Annotated in this window: 16 protein-coding genes and 1 riboswitch; of the genes, 10 read left to right on the forward strand and 6 right to left on the reverse strand. The window is 56.3% G+C overall.

The genetic code is table 11. From position 1 onward, the window contains the following. Positions 1-6: 6 nt before the first annotated feature. From ACR0NE_RS11725 to fabA, 4 genes are read right to left on the reverse strand one after another with little or no spacing between them, the layout of a single operon-like run. On the reverse strand, positions 7-195 hold the full coding sequence (locus ACR0NE_RS11725; protein ID WP_170511296.1) for a hypothetical protein: 189 nt from the start codon (positions 193-195) through the stop codon (positions 7-9). A 59-nt stretch (positions 196-254) separates the two neighbouring features. Beyond that, positions 255-1,046 (reverse strand): enoyl-ACP reductase FabI, encoded by a 792-nt coding sequence (locus ACR0NE_RS11730; protein WP_170397587.1) that lies wholly within the window; start codon positions 1,044-1,046, stop codon positions 255-257. Between the two features lie 5 nt (positions 1,047-1,051). Further along, positions 1,052-2,281 carry a beta-ketoacyl-ACP synthase I gene (gene fabB, locus ACR0NE_RS11735; protein WP_170397584.1) on the reverse strand — a complete coding sequence of 410 codons (1,230 nt, stop codon included), beginning with the start codon at positions 2,279-2,281 and terminating at the stop codon, positions 1,052-1,054. A gap of 30 nt (positions 2,282-2,311) precedes the next feature. Continuing rightward, a complete protein-coding gene (gene fabA / locus ACR0NE_RS11740; protein WP_170596942.1) occupies positions 2,312-2,821 on the reverse strand; it encodes a bifunctional 3-hydroxydecanoyl-ACP dehydratase/trans-2-decenoyl-ACP isomerase in 510 nt (169 codons plus the stop codon). 187 nt (positions 2,822-3,008) lie between these two features. Here fabA and irrA point away from each other — a divergent pair, with 187 nt between their 5' ends. Continuing rightward, the gene (gene irrA, locus ACR0NE_RS11745; RefSeq protein WP_170397577.1) at positions 3,009-3,425 is read left to right on the forward strand and encodes an iron response transcriptional regulator IrrA; all 417 of its coding nucleotides are present in this window, start codon (positions 3,009-3,011) and stop codon (positions 3,423-3,425) included. Positions 3,426-3,428: 3 nt separating this feature from the next. Here irrA and ACR0NE_RS11750 read toward each other — a convergent pair whose 3' ends face one another. Continuing rightward, entirely contained in the window at positions 3,429-4,325 is an 897-nt protein-coding gene (locus tag ACR0NE_RS11750; protein WP_170596943.1) for a LysR family transcriptional regulator, read from the reverse strand. Between the two features lie 85 nt (positions 4,326-4,410). Between ACR0NE_RS11750 and ACR0NE_RS11755 the strand changes: the two genes are divergently transcribed. Continuing rightward, positions 4,411-5,208: a phytanoyl-CoA dioxygenase family protein gene (locus ACR0NE_RS11755; protein ID WP_170397571.1), complete on the forward strand. Its 798-nt coding sequence runs from the start codon at positions 4,411-4,413 to the stop codon at positions 5,206-5,208. A 3-nt stretch (positions 5,209-5,211) separates the two neighbouring features. On the opposite strand, the gene ACR0NE_RS11760 is transcribed toward ACR0NE_RS11755, so the two are convergent. Beyond that, positions 5,212-6,075 (reverse strand): hypothetical protein, encoded by an 864-nt coding sequence (locus ACR0NE_RS11760; RefSeq protein WP_170596944.1) that lies wholly within the window; start codon positions 6,073-6,075, stop codon positions 5,212-5,214. 120 nt (positions 6,076-6,195) lie between these two features. Between ACR0NE_RS11760 and miaB the strand changes: the two genes are divergently transcribed. The 8 genes from miaB (at position 6,196) to trmB (ending at position 14,655) form a co-directional block, all read left to right on the forward strand. Beyond that, the gene (gene miaB / locus ACR0NE_RS11765) at positions 6,196-7,515 is read left to right on the forward strand and encodes a tRNA (N6-isopentenyl adenosine(37)-C2)-methylthiotransferase MiaB (protein ID WP_170596945.1); all 1,320 of its coding nucleotides are present in this window, start codon (positions 6,196-6,198) and stop codon (positions 7,513-7,515) included. A 165-nt stretch (positions 7,516-7,680) separates the two neighbouring features. Beyond that, positions 7,681-8,445: an outer membrane beta-barrel protein gene (locus ACR0NE_RS11770; RefSeq protein ID WP_170564561.1), complete on the forward strand. Its 765-nt coding sequence runs from the start codon at positions 7,681-7,683 to the stop codon at positions 8,443-8,445. A gap of 146 nt (positions 8,446-8,591) precedes the next feature. After that, positions 8,592-9,614 carry a PhoH family protein gene (locus ACR0NE_RS11775; protein WP_170404555.1) on the forward strand — a complete coding sequence of 341 codons (1,023 nt, stop codon included), beginning with the start codon at positions 8,592-8,594 and terminating at the stop codon, positions 9,612-9,614. Between the two features lie 41 nt (positions 9,615-9,655). Then, positions 9,656-10,150: an rRNA maturation RNase YbeY gene (ybeY, locus tag ACR0NE_RS11780; RefSeq protein WP_170596946.1), complete on the forward strand. Its 495-nt coding sequence runs from the start codon at positions 9,656-9,658 to the stop codon at positions 10,148-10,150. Between the two features lie 36 nt (positions 10,151-10,186). Then, a complete protein-coding gene (locus tag ACR0NE_RS11785; RefSeq protein WP_170596947.1) occupies positions 10,187-11,071 on the forward strand; it encodes a hemolysin family protein in 885 nt (294 codons plus the stop codon). Then, the gene (gene lnt, locus ACR0NE_RS11790) at positions 11,068-12,600 is read left to right on the forward strand and encodes an apolipoprotein N-acyltransferase (protein ID WP_170596948.1); all 1,533 of its coding nucleotides are present in this window, start codon (positions 11,068-11,070) and stop codon (positions 12,598-12,600) included. Before ACR0NE_RS11785 ends, lnt begins: the two co-directional genes overlap by 4 nt. A gap of 15 nt (positions 12,601-12,615) precedes the next feature. Next, positions 12,616-12,664: riboswitch (SAM-SAH riboswitch) on the forward strand. 5 nt (positions 12,665-12,669) lie between these two features. Beyond that, positions 12,670-13,851: a methionine adenosyltransferase gene (metK, locus tag ACR0NE_RS11795; protein WP_170596949.1), complete on the forward strand. Its 1,182-nt coding sequence runs from the start codon at positions 12,670-12,672 to the stop codon at positions 13,849-13,851. Positions 13,852-13,944: 93 nt separating this feature from the next. Then, positions 13,945-14,655, forward strand: coding sequence for a tRNA (guanosine(46)-N7)-methyltransferase TrmB (gene trmB, locus ACR0NE_RS11800; protein ID WP_170596950.1), 711 nt, complete (start codon positions 13,945-13,947; stop codon positions 14,653-14,655). The last annotated feature ends 47 nt before the right edge of the window (positions 14,656-14,702 follow it).

Here is a 14,702-nt window from a genome sequence, read left to right on the forward strand (position 1 = left end):
ATTGGATCAAAGGCCCGGGATATGTGACAACAACGGCTCAATCGCATCGCGCACGGGCGGTTGGGTTAGAAACACAAAGGCAATCAGCAGCGATGTGAGGATCAGCAGCAAAAGACGCGCACGTCCGCTTCCTGATTTGCGTTTCAAAGCTGGCGAGCGCGCGTTGCTCGCAAGGATCTGTTCAAGTTTGCTCATATCGTAATCCCTGCGGGGCAAAGATGTTCAAATCTTGGCACCCGCAGGGAAAGATATAGTCACATGGCCTCTGGCTGGGGCATGCCCAGAATATGATACCCGCCATCGACGCGGATGATCTCACCCGAAGTATAGCTGCCGGCGTCGGACGCAAGATACACGGCGGTGCCTCCGACGGCCTCCAGCGTGGCATTCGAACGCATAGGTGCGTTCTGGTCGCAGAACTTGTAGGTCTTGCGTGCACCACCAATAGCCGCACCTGCCAATGTTTTCATCGGGCCGGGCGAGATGGCGTTCACGCGAATACCCTCGGGGCCCAGATCGTTCGCCAGATAGCGCGTCGCCGATTCCAGCGCAGCCTTGGCGACGCCCATGACATTGTAGTTTGGTACAACCTTGTTCGATCCTTGATAGGTCAGGGTCAACAATGTGCCGCCATTGTCCTTCATCAGCGGATAGGCGCGACGGGCAACTTCGATGAACGAATAGGCCGACACATCCAGCGAGTGTTTGAAGTTTGCCCGCGTGGTGTTCAAGAATCGACCGGTCAGTTCGGACTTGTCCGAATAAGCGATAGCGTGGACAACAAAATCTATTGTTGGCCAGCGGGCGGACAACTCGCCAAACGCGCGATCCAGTGAATCATCATCGGTCACATCCGCATCGACCATGAAGTCGCTGCCCAAGCTTTGGGCCAGCGGTTCAAGCCGTTTGCCAAACGCCTCGCCCTGATAGGTGAAAGCCAGCTCAGCGCCCGCTTCGTGCATGGCTTTGGCGATGCCCCACGCGATAGAGCGGTCATTAGCCACGCCCATGATCAGGCCGCGTTTACCCTTGAGAATATCCGACATCTTGTTCACCCGTTATACTTCGACAGAACCATGGATCCGTTGGTGCCGCCAAAGCCGAAGCTATTGGTCATCACGCTGTCCAAGCCTGCGTTTTCAACCACTTGAGTTGCAATTTCACCGGGCAGGATGCCGTCGGCAAGTGTGTCGACATTGATCGACGGAGTAATGAAATCATGTTCCAGCATGAGCAGGCAGAAGATCGCCTCAAGCGCCCCCGCTGCGCCTTGCGCGTGACCGGTCATCGATTTTGTCGATGAAATCGGAGGCACACTGCCTTCACCAAAGATACGGCGTACGGCTTCGACTTCTCCGACGTCGCCCACTGGGGTCGAGGTGCCGTGGGCATTGATATAGCCGACCTTGCGGCCTTCGGGCACGGTCGACAGCGCCAGACGCATCGCGCGCTCGCCGCCTTCGCCGGATGGTGCCACCATGTCGTGCCCATCAGATGTCGCGGCATAGCCGGTTACTTCGGCATAGATTTTCGCACCGCGCGCCAGCGCATGCTCGAGGTCTTCCAGAACCACGATGCCGCCACCGCCGGAAATCACAAATCCGTCGCGGTTCTGATCGAATGCGCGCGAGGCTTTATCAGGTGTGTCGTTGTACTTGGACGACATCGCACCCATCGCGTCGAACAGGCAGGACAGGGTCCAGTCCAACTCTTCTCCTCCACCTGCGAACATCACATCCTGCTTTCCCAGCATGATCTGTTCAGCCGCATTGCCGATGCAGTGCAGCGAGGTCGAGCAGGCCGAGGTGATCGAGTAGTTGATACCTTTGATTTTGAACGCGGTCGCCAAGTTCGCAGAAATCGTCGAACACATGCACTTTGGCACTGCAAACGGGCCGATCCGTTTGGTTGCGCCGGTTTTCAGCACGGTTTGGTGCGCGGTCAACATCGCGCTGGTCGATGGTCCACCCGAACCGGCCACCAGACCTGTGCGCGGATTGACCACCTGATCTTCGGTCAGCCCGGCGTCCGCGATGGCCTGATTCATCGCGATATGGGCATAGGCAGCACCCGGACCCATGAACCGCAGGGTCCGCTTGTCCACGTGATCGGCCACATCGATTTTCAGCGAACCGGCGATCTGGCTGCGAAAGCCATGCTCGACCATCTGTTCGCTTGCTACGATGCCGGATTTGCCTGCTTTGAGCGAGGCGAGCACCTCTTCGGCATTGTTCCCGATCGAGGACACAACCCCCAGACCGGTGACGACTACTCGACGCATGTGCGTACTCCTTATTGCGGCCGGTCAGGCTCAGGCGTCTGACAGAACGACCTTCATATCCTTGACGTCGTATATCAATTCGCCATCGGCTTCGACGATGCCATCTGCCACACCCATGGTCAGGCGGCGCGTCTGGATCGCCTTTTTGAAATCAATCTTATAGGTCAGCATCTTCCGGTCCGGGCGCACCATGCCGGTCAACTTGACCTCTCCGACGCCAACGGCCATGCCACGTCCTTGCCAGCCGCGCCAGCCGAGGTTGAAGCCGGTCAGTTGCCACAAACCGTCCAGGCCCAGACAGCCGGGCATGATCGGATTGCCAGGGAAATGGCAGTCAAAGAACCAAAGCTCAGGTGTGATATCGAATTCGGCCAGCACATGACCCTTGCCATGCGCTCCACTGTCGCCGGAAATCTCGGTAATGCGGTCCATCATCAACATCGGCGGAGCCGGCAACTGCGCGTTGCCAGGGCCAAATAGTTCGCCGCGGGCGCATTTCAGCAGATCGTCCTTGTCAAAACTGCTCGGGAATTGGGCCATTCTGCCGCCTCTCCTGCCTGGGTCCGTTTATTACATCTGGCCTCGTCTATCACCCGTATGCAAGGTCCTGCAAGACCAGCACTCCATATCTTGTTGTGACTACAATATTCTTTGCGAATGAATTTCATTTGAAATTGCAGGCAGGGCGCACTTATATTAGGGGCAGCAAAACACAGGTATCGGATTCATGACACCTCAGAGCCGTGAGATCGCTGCAAATTGGTTGGTTGACGCAGGTTTGCGCCCCACGCGCCAAAGGGTTGCTTTGGCCGAATTGCTTGTGGGCGACGGTCTGCATCGTCATGTGACAGCGGAAAGCCTGTTTGAATCCGCAAAAGCCAAAGGTGACGCGGTTTCGCTGGCGACCGTATACAACACATTGCGGGCGTTTTGCGATGCCGGGGTGCTTCAAGAGATCACTGTTGACGGGTCCAAAAGCTATTTCGACACCAACACGCATGACCATCCGCATTTCTATTGGGAAGACGAAAGCCGTCTGAGCGATGCACCATCCGACCAATTGGTGATCCAACAATTGCCGGAAGCTCCTGAAGGCGTCGAAATCGCATCGGTCGATGTGGTGATCCGCCTGCGGAAGAAGTAACCTCTAATCCTTACATAACAACGTAACCAACGCATGCTCAGCCTGCATGATCATTGGATCTGTCGGCCCCGTGCCATGCCGTGCCAATACAACAGATTCGGTTGCATCTGGATCGGTGATCGGCAGGCTTATCACGCGGACCTGATCATAACTGAAGCCGTTTTTAGGGCTGGTATAGCTTATCCCGATGCCTTCCCCATGAGCGGCCAGACTGCGCGAAAGCTCCAATGATTCCGCTCGGTGCGAGATTGTGGGGTTCAGACCTTTGCGTCTGAAAAGCGCGAGTACATGCTGTGCAGACAAACCCTCTTTAGACAGAATCAGTGTATATGACGCTAGCTCGGTCAGGGTTAGCTGCTTGGCCGCCGCCAGTGTATGATCAGGTGAAAGCAGTGCGTGTGGGGTGCTGTCGAACAACTTCTTGCAGGAAAAACCGGCATCCATGCCGAGGTCATAGGTGAGTGCAAAATCGTATCTGCCATCGATCAGGCCGGAAATCAGGCCTTCGAACGTCTCAACCCCGTGTGTCAGGACGACGTCGGGCAAAGCTTCTTGCAGGCGGTGCAGAGATTGGGCCAGAAGAAAGGGTGCCAGATCGACAAAGCATCCCAGGCGCAATCGGCGCTCGCCGGTTATCGGCTGCTTTGACTGTTCCAAAAGCGCAGCTCGCTTCAACAAGGCCTCGGCCTCTTCGATGAATTTGCGGCCCTGCGGGGTCAGCGCCATCGCGGCACCCCGTCTTCGGGCAAACAGTGGATATCCCAAACGTGATTCGACCCGGGTCAGCGCATTGGACAAGGCAGGTTGCGAGACATTTAGGCGTTGTGCCGCAGCAGACAGGCTGCCATGCCGGCCGATGGCGCAAACATATTCGTACTGGCGCAGAGTGAGGTATAACATAGAGTTAATACCTAATTTGAAAGATATGATTTGAACAGATGTCTTATTCATGCGCAGATCGGGCGACAAATCTAAGGAGACCGCGATGACTCACCCTCTTGTTTCTCAGGCCATGATCGACAACTTCCAGACGGACGGCGTTGTGTTGGTCAAAGGCCTGTTCGCCGATCATATTGAAACCCTACGGGCCGGGGTTGCCGCGAATATGGCCGAGCCGGGTCCTTATGCTTCGGAGAATAGGAAAGATGGCGAAACCGGCCGTTTTTTTGACGACTATTGCAACTGGTCCCGTATCCCGCAGTTTCGTGAAGTGATCGAAAAATCTCCTGCTGCTGAAGTAGCGGCCGACCTCATGCAGTCGCAATCTGTGCAGATGTTCCATGACCATGTTCTGGTGAAGGAACCCGGAACCTCGATGGCAACGCCGTGGCATCAGGATGGGCCATACTATTTTGTGGATGGTCAACAGAATATCAGCTTCTGGTCACCGTTGGATCCGGTGAAACAAGCGACCTTGCGCTGCGTTGCCGGTTCGCACCGCTGGGAAAAAGAAGTGCTACCTACCCGCTGGGTCTCGGAAGAAGGTTTCTTCCCTGACGAGGGCCAGTACATGCCGATTCCGGACCCAGATGCCGAAGGGATGAAGATTGTAGAATTTGAAATGGAGCCCGGTGACGCAGTGGCCTTCAACTATCGCACGCTACACGGGGCCCGAGGCAATACTTCCGATAGCCGACGCAGGGCATTTTCGCTGCGATTGGTTGGTGATGATGCACGTTATGTCGAGCGTCCAGGCCGGACTTCGCCGCCATTTCCGGGACATGAAATGGTGCCGGGGCAGCGGCTGCGCGAGGACTGGTTCCCAGTTCTGTTACAGCGTTAGAACCTAGAACCACTGGCCCGATTCGATCAGGCCCAGATCCAGCAATTGGCGCGAGTCCCACTCGAACGGAGTTGAATGGTTCCAGCAGAAGTTGGAGATATCAAACGTCGATCCGGCGTTCGTCTTCAATGCTTTGGCCGCCCGGAACGAACAGATCGCGGCGGTCAGGTTGTTGTGCCATGGGCAGGCGTAGGTGTTGTATTCCGGCTCATTGAAAGTGTGATCAGGCAGAAGTTTCAGATCGGGTTTTGCTTTGAACAGCGAAATCCGATCGATCCGGCGTCGTTCATACGGGATATGATCTTCGAACCGCCAGCGCAGACCACCGGACATATCCAGTTGCCGCTCTAGCGGCTTGCCAGATGCGTCATGCCGCGTGTGGGCGTAGTATCCAGTCTTGTCCAGCATTGCGTGATCGGGGGCCACTCCGTTTGGATAGGCCGTCAGATCATTCGCATACAGATCGATCACATGGGTCAGCATGGCCTGGCGCCGTTCTTCAGAATGGAAGGCCAGCAACTCTCCGACCGAGCGGGTCTCGCAGAAAGGGTAGAACAGATATTCAGAGTTGTAGCAGTAGTATACCCACGTGCCTTGAGCCGCCTGAATGATCCGATTGACGGCCTCAAATACGACGGTTCTCGGCGCACAGGTCATCGTCACTCGATGAACCTTTTCCTCCAGCGCTTCATCCAGCGTGAATTCCTGGGGCAGGAATGTGATCACGGATTTGAACCCCAGCTTCAAATGATGGTGCAGCGTCCCTTCTAGCTCGACATTATCTTCGGCAAATATCAGTGCCACGGGTCCCTTGCTCAGGATCGACCGATCGGATTTCAGAAGGTGATCAAGGGATTCGTACTGCATCATTGGTTTCGTTGCCGCCTTGCTGGAAATTCCCGCCAAATTCGGGTAATTGCGCCAGCATTGCAAGCGGCGTTCGATACGTATAGACGACGCCGACCCAGCGACTGCAAAGGCCAACCCATGTCTGAACCGAAAAAGCTGTTTATCAAGACCTATGGCTGTCAGATGAACGTCTATGACAGCGAACGCATGGCCGAAGCGCTGGGCGGACAGGGCTATGTCGAGACCAAATCGCCCGATGATGCGGATATGATCCTGCTCAATACCTGCCACATACGAGAAAAGGCAGCTGAGAAAGTCTATTCCGAACTGGGCCGTTTCAAGGGCCTCAAGGCGGAAAAACCGGACCTTAAAATCGGTGTCGCAGGTTGCGTCGCTCAGGCCGAAGGCGAGGAAATCATCCGCCGCCAGCCGCTTGTCGATCTGGTGGTGGGGCCGCAAAGCTATCATCGCCTGCCCGAGATGGAGGCGAAGACGCGCGCGGGTGAAAAGGCGCTGGATACCGAGTTCCCCGAAGAAGACAAATTCGAAAAGCTCAAGAACCGCCCCAAGGCCAAGCGCGGACCGACGGCATTTCTGACCGTGCAGGAGGGGTGTGACAAGTTCTGTGCCTTCTGCGTTGTGCCCTATACACGCGGGGCCGAGGTCAGCCGCCCGGCAGATCGCATCCTGCGTGAGGCGCGCGATCTGGTTGAACGCGGTGTGCGTGAGATCACGCTGCTGGGGCAGAACGTCAATGCCTATCACGGGGCTGGACCGGACGGAGACATGACCCTTGCTGGTCTGATCTGGGAATTGAACAAGGTCGACGGGCTAGAGCGCATACGCTTTACCACCTCGCACCCGAACGACATGGATGATGCGCTGATCGAAGCGCATGGCACCTGTGAGAAGTTGATGCCATATCTGCATTTGCCGGTGCAGTCGGGGTCGGACAAAATTCTAAAGCGGATGAACCGCAGCCATACGGCTGAAAGCTATCTGCGATTGATCGAGCGTATCCGAGAAGCGCGCCCCGATATTCTGATGTCCGGCGATTTCATCGTGGGCTTCCCGGAAGAGACGGAAGAGGATTTTCAGGCCACTCTGGATTTGGTCGAAGAGGTCAAATACGGCTATGCCTATTCCTTCAAATACTCGACGCGACCCGGCACACCTGCAGCAGAACGGCCACAGGTCGAGGCCGAAGTGGCGGATGCACGCCTGCAGCGCTTGCAAGGGTTGATCACGCGCCACCAGCGCGAGATTCAGGACTCGATGATCGGAAAGACAGTTAATGTCCTGTTTGAAAAGCCTGGGCGGCAACCGGGCCAGATGGTTGGAAAATCCGAGTATCTGCATGCGGTTCACGTCGCGGACGCTGATATCGCGAGCGGCGACTTACGTAAGGTAAGGATAAAATCGTCTGGCGCGAACTCGCTGGGTGGTGAGTTGGTCTGATCCCTTGTGGCTTGCCCGCAAAGGGTTTTCGCCTTGAAATTTAACCCTTGATTTATGGCTTGGAACTATGTTCCGAGGAAGGCTAGATTTTTCTGGGCCGAATTTTGGGTGTCGACAAACGCACCGACCCCGCCTGACGGCCCGCCTTTGCGGAGGGTACGAGTAGTGAGCTGGATACGTTTTCCGAGTGTAAACCTTTCCCGTGTTTTGTCGGCGACTGTCGTGTTGCTATCTTGCGCTGCCCCGACTTTGGCCGGCGATGTCGTCGGGGAAGTCACTGAGCCCGACGTAATCTCGTCTCAGCGTTTCGCGCGCGACGTCAATGCGTTCTATCTGGGGGTCAGCGCCGGACATGCCTCGGGCGGTTCGGACGAGTTTGGCCTGCGCGTGAACGACGGAGACACGTTTGCTGCGGGCGACCTTAAGCCAAGCGGAAATTTCGCAGGTTTTCGCGGTGGCTGGCGCGGTATTCTGCCAGCCAGAGGTGGGCGCGACTATGTGTATGGCCTGGAAGTCGGTTATGACTTTGGCACGCTCGATGACAGCACGTCCTCCCGGTCCGGTGGGGCAGAGGTCAGTGGCAGGTCCGCGATATCGGATGTATTGTCCATCCGCCTGCGGAACGGGCTGACGAACCGCAGCGGCAGTGTCCTCTATTTCGTGACTGTGGGTTATGTCCGCGGCGATATCACCACGTCAGGTTCACTAACTGATGCAAGCGGGACAAGCCGATTTGAGAGCGAGGACCGCCGACAAGGTTTCTCGGCCAGCTTGGGCGCTGAACACAAACTGAACGAAAATTGGTCGATCACCGGCGAGATCGAGTATCTGCAGTTCGAATCAAAAACGGTCGAACTGGGTCCGTCATTCTCGACCAAATCGACGCCAAGCTATCGCGGACTACGGATCGGGTTGAATTATACATTCTGATACCCGTGCGATTGGCGTTCATAGATGGCTGTTTCAGCGTTCATCGGCGCATTTGTCATGCGGTGTGCAAATTTTGAAACTGCCGCTTGCGTCTACCTCTACAGTTTGTCTACGCTCAAGATGAAACGCCAAGACAGGAGAACGGATTGGCCATCGGTGCCCTGACCCCACCGCAAGATGACATGCCCCAGCGTGAGGCGCTTGTTGAATTCCCCGACAACAGATTATTGATCGATTTATGCGGTGAATATGACCGCAACCTGACCGATATCGAACAGAAGCTCTCGGTGCAGATTGTGCGACGCGGCAATCAGCTTGTCGTGCTGGGTGACGAGGATTCGCAAAAGCAGGCGATTGAGGTTCTACAGGCCCTCTATACACGGCTCGAAGGTGGGCGTGATGTGGAAGCCGCAGATGTCGACCGCGAGTTGCGCATGGGCAATTCCGAGGTCGGAACTGGCACGCGCGATGGTGACCAGCTTGAGATGTTCAAGGGTGGCACGGTCGAGATCAAGACACGCAAAAAACTGGTCGAGCCGCGCACCGACGCCCAGAAGGCCTATGTGCAGTCGCTGTTCAACAACGAACTGGCCTTTGGCATTGGTCCCGCGGGCACCGGCAAAACCTATCTGGCCGTTGCGGTCGGGGTGTCAATGTTCATTGGCGGGCACGTTGACCGCATCATTCTCAGCCGTCCGGCGGTCGAGGCCGGTGAAAAGCTCGGTTACCTGCCCGGTGACATGAAGGATAAGGTCGATCCCTACATGCAGCCGCTTTATGACGCGCTGAATGATTTCCTGCCCGGAAAACAACTTGCCAAGCTGATCGAAGAAAAGCGGATCGAGATTGCTCCGCTTGCCTTCATGCGCGGTCGTACGCTGGCAAATGCATTTGTGGTGCTGGACGAGGCGCAGAATGCCACAACGATGCAGATGAAGATGTTCCTGACCCGGCTTGGTGAAGGTAGTCGGATGGTTATCACCGGCGACCGGTCTCAGGTTGACCTGCCGCGCGGTGTGCAATCGGGTCTCAAGGATGCCGAACGGTTGCTGAAAACGATCCCGAATATCAGCTTCAACTATTTCACCTCGAAAGATGTCGTCCGCCATCCGCTTGTCGCCGCCATTATCGAGGCGTATGAGGCCGATGCGGGGCGCGAAACCGGATAACTTTCAAGGCGCCGATTGAAGCTGGGCTCGGAGCCAAAGGTATGAATCTGGAAATCACGCTTGAGGATGATCGCTGGCGCGGGCTGGAGCCTTTGGCCACGCGCGCAATTGCTGCTGTTCTGGAGTATTGCGATCTTGAGGCGGATCAATGCGAAATCAGCTTGCTGGGCTGCGATGATACACGGATCGCTGAATTGAATGCTGAATTTCGTGAAAAATCCACGCCGACCAACGTCCTCAGCTGGCCTGCCGAAGAACTGGCCCCAGATCGGACGGGAGACACTCCGCCGGCTCCGCAATCTGACTTTACTGGCGAAATCGTGCTGGGCGACATTGCGATCTCTTATGACACCTGCGCGCGCGAAGCAGCTGAAGCCGGCAAAAGCACCGACGATCACGTGACGCATCTGATCGTTCACGGTACACTACATTTGCTGGGGTATGATCACATTCGTGACCTCGACGCCACTTTGATGGAAAGGGTCGAGGTCGAGATACTTGGCAAACTGGGTATAGATGACCCATATAATGTATGACATGGGCACCTTTGCCCGATCATTTGGAACAGGATAATGGGCGAAACAGACGGCAGTTCTAGGGCGGCGCATGGCGCGCATTCTCAGAACAGCAGCAATGACAGCGACGAAAGAGGCGGGCTTTTTTCTCGACTCATCGACGTATTTTCTTCTCAGGGCGAAGAGACCAGCCAGCTAAACGGGGCAGAGGTCGTCAGCGCTCAGCCAAGGGGCATGATCAACCTGCGCAGAATGCGGGTCGAAGATGTTGCGATCCCAACAGCCGAAATCGTATCGGTCCCCTCGACAACCCTGAAAGACGAACTTGTCCAGATTTTCCGCGACAGCGGCTTGTCACGCATTCCGGTTTACGATGGCACTTTGGATACGCCCTTGGGGTTTGTGCATCTCAGGGACTTTGCGCTGACCCATGGCTTTAACGGCAACTCCTCCAAGTTCGATCTGAGGTCGATGCTGCGGACATTGCTGTTCGTGCCACCATCGATGCCAATTGGCGTTTTGCTGACCAAGATGCAGACAGAACGTCGCCATATGGCTCTGGTGATCGATGAATACGGTGGAGTCGATGGTTTGCTGACTATCGAAGATCTGATTGAACAGGTTGTCGGAGAAATCGCCGACGAACATGATGCCGACGAAGATCAGCTATGGATACAAGAGAAACCCGGCTGCTACGTGGTTCAGGCGCGCGTACCACTTGAAGAGTTCGAGGCCGAGATTGGCCGCTCTCTGACCAGCCACGAAGATGTAGACGAAGAAGAGATCGACACATTGGGCGGTTTGGTCTTCATGCTCTCGGGGCGGGTTCCGGCGCGTGGTGAGGTTGTATGCCACCCCGAAGGTCCCGAGTTCGAGGTCATTGACGCAGACCCGCGCCGCATAAAACGGTTGCGTGTCATGCTGCCGGATATTGTTGCATGAACCCTGCCGAGGGGTGGCCCTTTTGGCTGCGATTGGTGCTGGCGGCGCTGTTGGGTGTCGCAGCGGCCAGTGGTCAGGCACCATTGGGATATTGGCCAATAAGCTTGCTGTCGCTGGTGCTGATAGCGCCGTTGTATCTGAGCACTGAGACAAATCGTCGAGCGGGTTTGCTGGGTTGGGTCTTCGCAACGGGCTATTTTGCGCACGCATTAAGCTGGATAATCGAGCCGTTTCTGGTTGATGTCCAACGCCATGCGTGGATGGCCCCTTTTGCTCTGATCTTTTTGTCAGGCGGGTTGGCCTTGTTCTGGGCGTTGGCCTTCGGAGTTTCGAAACGCATCGGTGGAGCGCCCGTCTTGCAGGTGGCTTTGCTGTCTGTAACGCTGGCGCTGGTCGAGTTTGCGCGTGGCTACATTCTGACCGGATTTCCTTGGGCAGGCATCGCGCAGATTTGGGTGGATACGCCATTTGCCCAGACTCTGTCACTTGTCGGCCCCTATGGTTTGGGGGCGCTGACACTGCTTGCCACAGTGCCATTGGGCGCAGCCTTGTTCAGCAACGGGACCCGAAGCGGCATCGTTGTACCGATCGCGTTGACCGCAGGCTGTGCGGTATTGGCTTTGATCTATGCAGCGAACCGACCTCCTGTCATGCCCTCTGGTCATATCGTGCGGCTGATTCAACCCAATGCACCCCAGGACCAGAAATGGGATACTGCCTATGCGTCAGTGTTTTTCGCACGCCAACTTGAATTCACAGCGGCCGAGCCCCGCCCGGACCTAATCGTCTGGCCGGAAACCTCGGTCCCGGCATGGTTGGGCAGCGCGCAGCCCTATCTTTCAGCAATTGGCGAAGCGGCACAGGGCACCCCCGTAGTCCTGGGCATTCAGCGTGCCGATGGGCAGCAGATCTATAACTCGATGATCTATCTAAATGAGGAGGGTCAGCAAGACGGGCTATACGATAAACATCACCTGGTGCCCTTTGGGGAATATGTGCCATTTGGTGAAGTGATGGCACGGTTCGGCGTCTACGGGATGGCCGCAACCACAGGGAATGGCTTTAGCGCGGGACCGGGTGCCGCATTGATGGATGTAGGCGTGCTTGGCAAGGCGCTGCCGCTGATCTGCTACGAGGCGGTATTCACGCAGGATATTTTATCCGCGCCGGATCGTGCGGATTTTCTTTTGCAGATTACAAACGACGCTTGGTTCGGAACGCGTTCCGGCCCGTATCAGCACCTCGCCCAGGCGCAGATGCGTGCAATCGAACAAGGCCTACCGATGTTGCGCTCGGCCAATACCGGAGTTTCGGCAATGATTGACCCATTGGGGCGGATCACCGAGGCGCTGGCGCTTGGGCAGGCGGGGTTTATCGACGCCAAATTGCCGCGCCCTCAAACCCCGACCGTTTATTCTCGAATTGGTGATAGTCCGGTTTTAGTAGCTCTATTGGTGCTATTCGCGCTGCTATGGCGACACACCCTGCGCGTAAACGACCAAATTCCGATTGACCCTGTCAAACGCTAAGCGTATTCGGTCGCACGCCTGTCACAACGGCTTCCTGACGTGGTGGGGTAAACTTAATGGAGCACATTCATGTCCCGACAGAATTATACATTTACTTCGGAGTCCGTTTCCGAAGGGCACCCGGATAAGGTCTGCGATCGTATTTCTGATGCAGTATTAGACGCATTCCTGCGCGAAGAACCCGAGGCCCGCGTGGCCTGTGAAACATTTGCCACTACCGATCGTGTGGTTATTGGCGGAGAAGTGGGTCTGTCGGATCAGGACAAGTTGCATGATTATATGGCGCATATCGACGATATCGCGCGGGCATGTATCAAAGATATCGGCTACGAGCAGGACAAGTTTCACCACGAAACCGTCGAAGTGACCAACCTGTTGCACGAGCAGTCGGCTCATATCGCGCAAGGCGTGGATGCTGCCGATAACAAAGACGAAGGTGCAGGCGATCAGGGCATCATGTTCGGCTATGCCACGACCGAGACGCCAGCGCTTATGCCTGCGCCGATCCAATACTCGCACGCTATCCTTCGCCGACTCGCTGAAGTTCGCAAAAATGGTAGTGAACCCGCCCTTGGCCCGGATGCAAAATCACAGTTGTCTGTTATCTATCGCGACGGCACGCCAGTCGGTGTCAGCTCAATCGTGCTGTCGACGCAGCACATGGATGCGGCGCTGACCTCGGGTGATATTCGCGCCATTGTCGAGCCCTATATCCGTGAAACCCTTCCTGACGGCTGGCTGACCGCCGAAACCGAATGGCACGTGAATCCCACCGGCAAGTTCGTCATCGGTGGTCCGGATGGTGATGCGGGTCTGACCGGTCGCAAGATAATCGTCGACACTTATGGCGGTGCAGCACCTCACGGTGGTGGCGCATTCTCGGGCAAAGATCCAACCAAGGTGGACCGCTCGGCGGCTTATGCGGCGCGTTATCTGGCCAAGAATGTCGTTGCTGCAGGGATGGCAGAGCGCTGCACCATTCAGTTGAGCTATGCGATTGGGGTGTCAAAGCCGCTATCGATCTATGCCGACACGCACGGAACTGGCCAGATTGCCGATGCGGTGATCGAAAAAGCAGTTGGGCAGGTGATGGACCTGACTCCGCGCGGAATTCGCCAAAATCTGCAACTCAACAAGCCGATTTATCAGAGGACCGCTGCTTATGGCCACTTTGGTCGTGAACCCGATGCGGACGGCGGATTTAGCTGGGAGCGCACCGATCTGGTAGACGCGCTGAAACAGGCGGTCTGATCAACAATTAGAAAAACGCGCCGGTTTCGGCGCGTTTTTTTGCAAGTCGGCGACCACTTGCAACAATTTCAGCCCCGCAGTAAGGGCTGCGCCATGAGTACAAAGACCCCACAACGCCCGCGCAGAAATTTTTATGGCCGCTTTAAGGGCAAAACCCTGAAGCCCAGTCAAAAGACTTATCTCTCGGAAGACCTTGCTGCCTTGTCCCCCGGTCCGGTGGATTGGGACAGCAACCCTGAACGCAAGCCGCTCGATCTCGATGGTCTATTTGGCGGTAAACCTGTCTGGCTTGAGGTCGGCTTTGGCGGCGGCGAGCATCTGGTGCATCAGGCGCAGCAAAACCCGGATATCGGTATCATCGGGGCTGAACCTTATATCAACGGCGTTGCAATGCTGTTGGGTAAAATCCGGCAGGCGGGTGTCGAAAACCTTGCCGTATACCCCGGTGATGCGCGGGATCTGTTTGACGTTCTGCCCGAGGCCAGCATATCGCGCGCCTTTCTGCTCTATCCCGATCCCTGGCCTAAGACCCGGCATCACCGACGCCGGTTTGTGACACCCGAACATCTGGAGCCTTTGGCACGCGCGTTAAAGCCGGGCGCAATTTTTCGCGTTGCAACAGACATCCCTGACTATGTGCGCCAAACGCTGGAAGAGGTGCCGCGGGCGGGCTTCGAATGGCTGGCCGAGCGCCCCGCCGACTGGCGTGAGCCGTGGGATGACTGGATTTCCACGCGCTACGAACAGAAGGCGCTGCGCGAAGGCCGTACACCCCATTACCTGACCTTCTGCCGCAAAGACTGATTGTCGCTGGACCAACCGGCCCCAATTCGCTAATCGGCCTGAGGACT

It is taken from the genome of Ruegeria sp. C9, from assembly GCF_056537585.1.

Coding starts and splice junctions, on each gene's coding strand:
- ACR0NE_RS11725 (WP_170511296.1), bottom strand. CDS start 195: ATGAGCAAACTTGAACAGATCCTTGCGAGCAACGCGCGCTCGCCAGCT.
- ACR0NE_RS11730 (WP_170397587.1), bottom strand. CDS start 1,046: ATGTCGGATATTCTCAAGGGTAAACGCGGCCTGATCATGGGCGTGGCT.
- fabB (WP_170397584.1), bottom strand. CDS start 2,281: ATGCGTCGAGTAGTCGTCACCGGTCTGGGGGTTGTGTCCTCGATCGGG.
- fabA (WP_170596942.1), bottom strand. CDS start 2,821: ATGGCCCAATTCCCGAGCAGTTTTGACAAGGACGATCTGCTGAAATGC.
- irrA (WP_170397577.1), top strand. CDS start 3,009: ATGACACCTCAGAGCCGTGAGATCGCTGCAAATTGGTTGGTTGACGCA.
- ACR0NE_RS11750 (WP_170596943.1), bottom strand. CDS start 4,325: ATGTTATACCTCACTCTGCGCCAGTACGAATATGTTTGCGCCATCGGC.
- ACR0NE_RS11755 (WP_170397571.1), top strand. CDS start 4,411: ATGACTCACCCTCTTGTTTCTCAGGCCATGATCGACAACTTCCAGACG.
- ACR0NE_RS11760 (WP_170596944.1), bottom strand. CDS start 6,075: ATGCAGTACGAATCCCTTGATCACCTTCTGAAATCCGATCGGTCGATC.
- miaB (WP_170596945.1), top strand. CDS start 6,196: ATGTCTGAACCGAAAAAGCTGTTTATCAAGACCTATGGCTGTCAGATG.
- ybeY (WP_170596946.1), top strand. CDS start 9,656: ATGAATCTGGAAATCACGCTTGAGGATGATCGCTGGCGCGGGCTGGAG.
- ACR0NE_RS11785 (WP_170596947.1), top strand. CDS start 10,187: ATGGGCGAAACAGACGGCAGTTCTAGGGCGGCGCATGGCGCGCATTCT.
- lnt (WP_170596948.1), top strand. CDS start 11,068: ATGAACCCTGCCGAGGGGTGGCCCTTTTGGCTGCGATTGGTGCTGGCG.
- metK (WP_170596949.1), top strand. CDS start 12,670: ATGTCCCGACAGAATTATACATTTACTTCGGAGTCCGTTTCCGAAGGG.
- trmB (WP_170596950.1), top strand. CDS start 13,945: ATGAGTACAAAGACCCCACAACGCCCGCGCAGAAATTTTTATGGCCGC.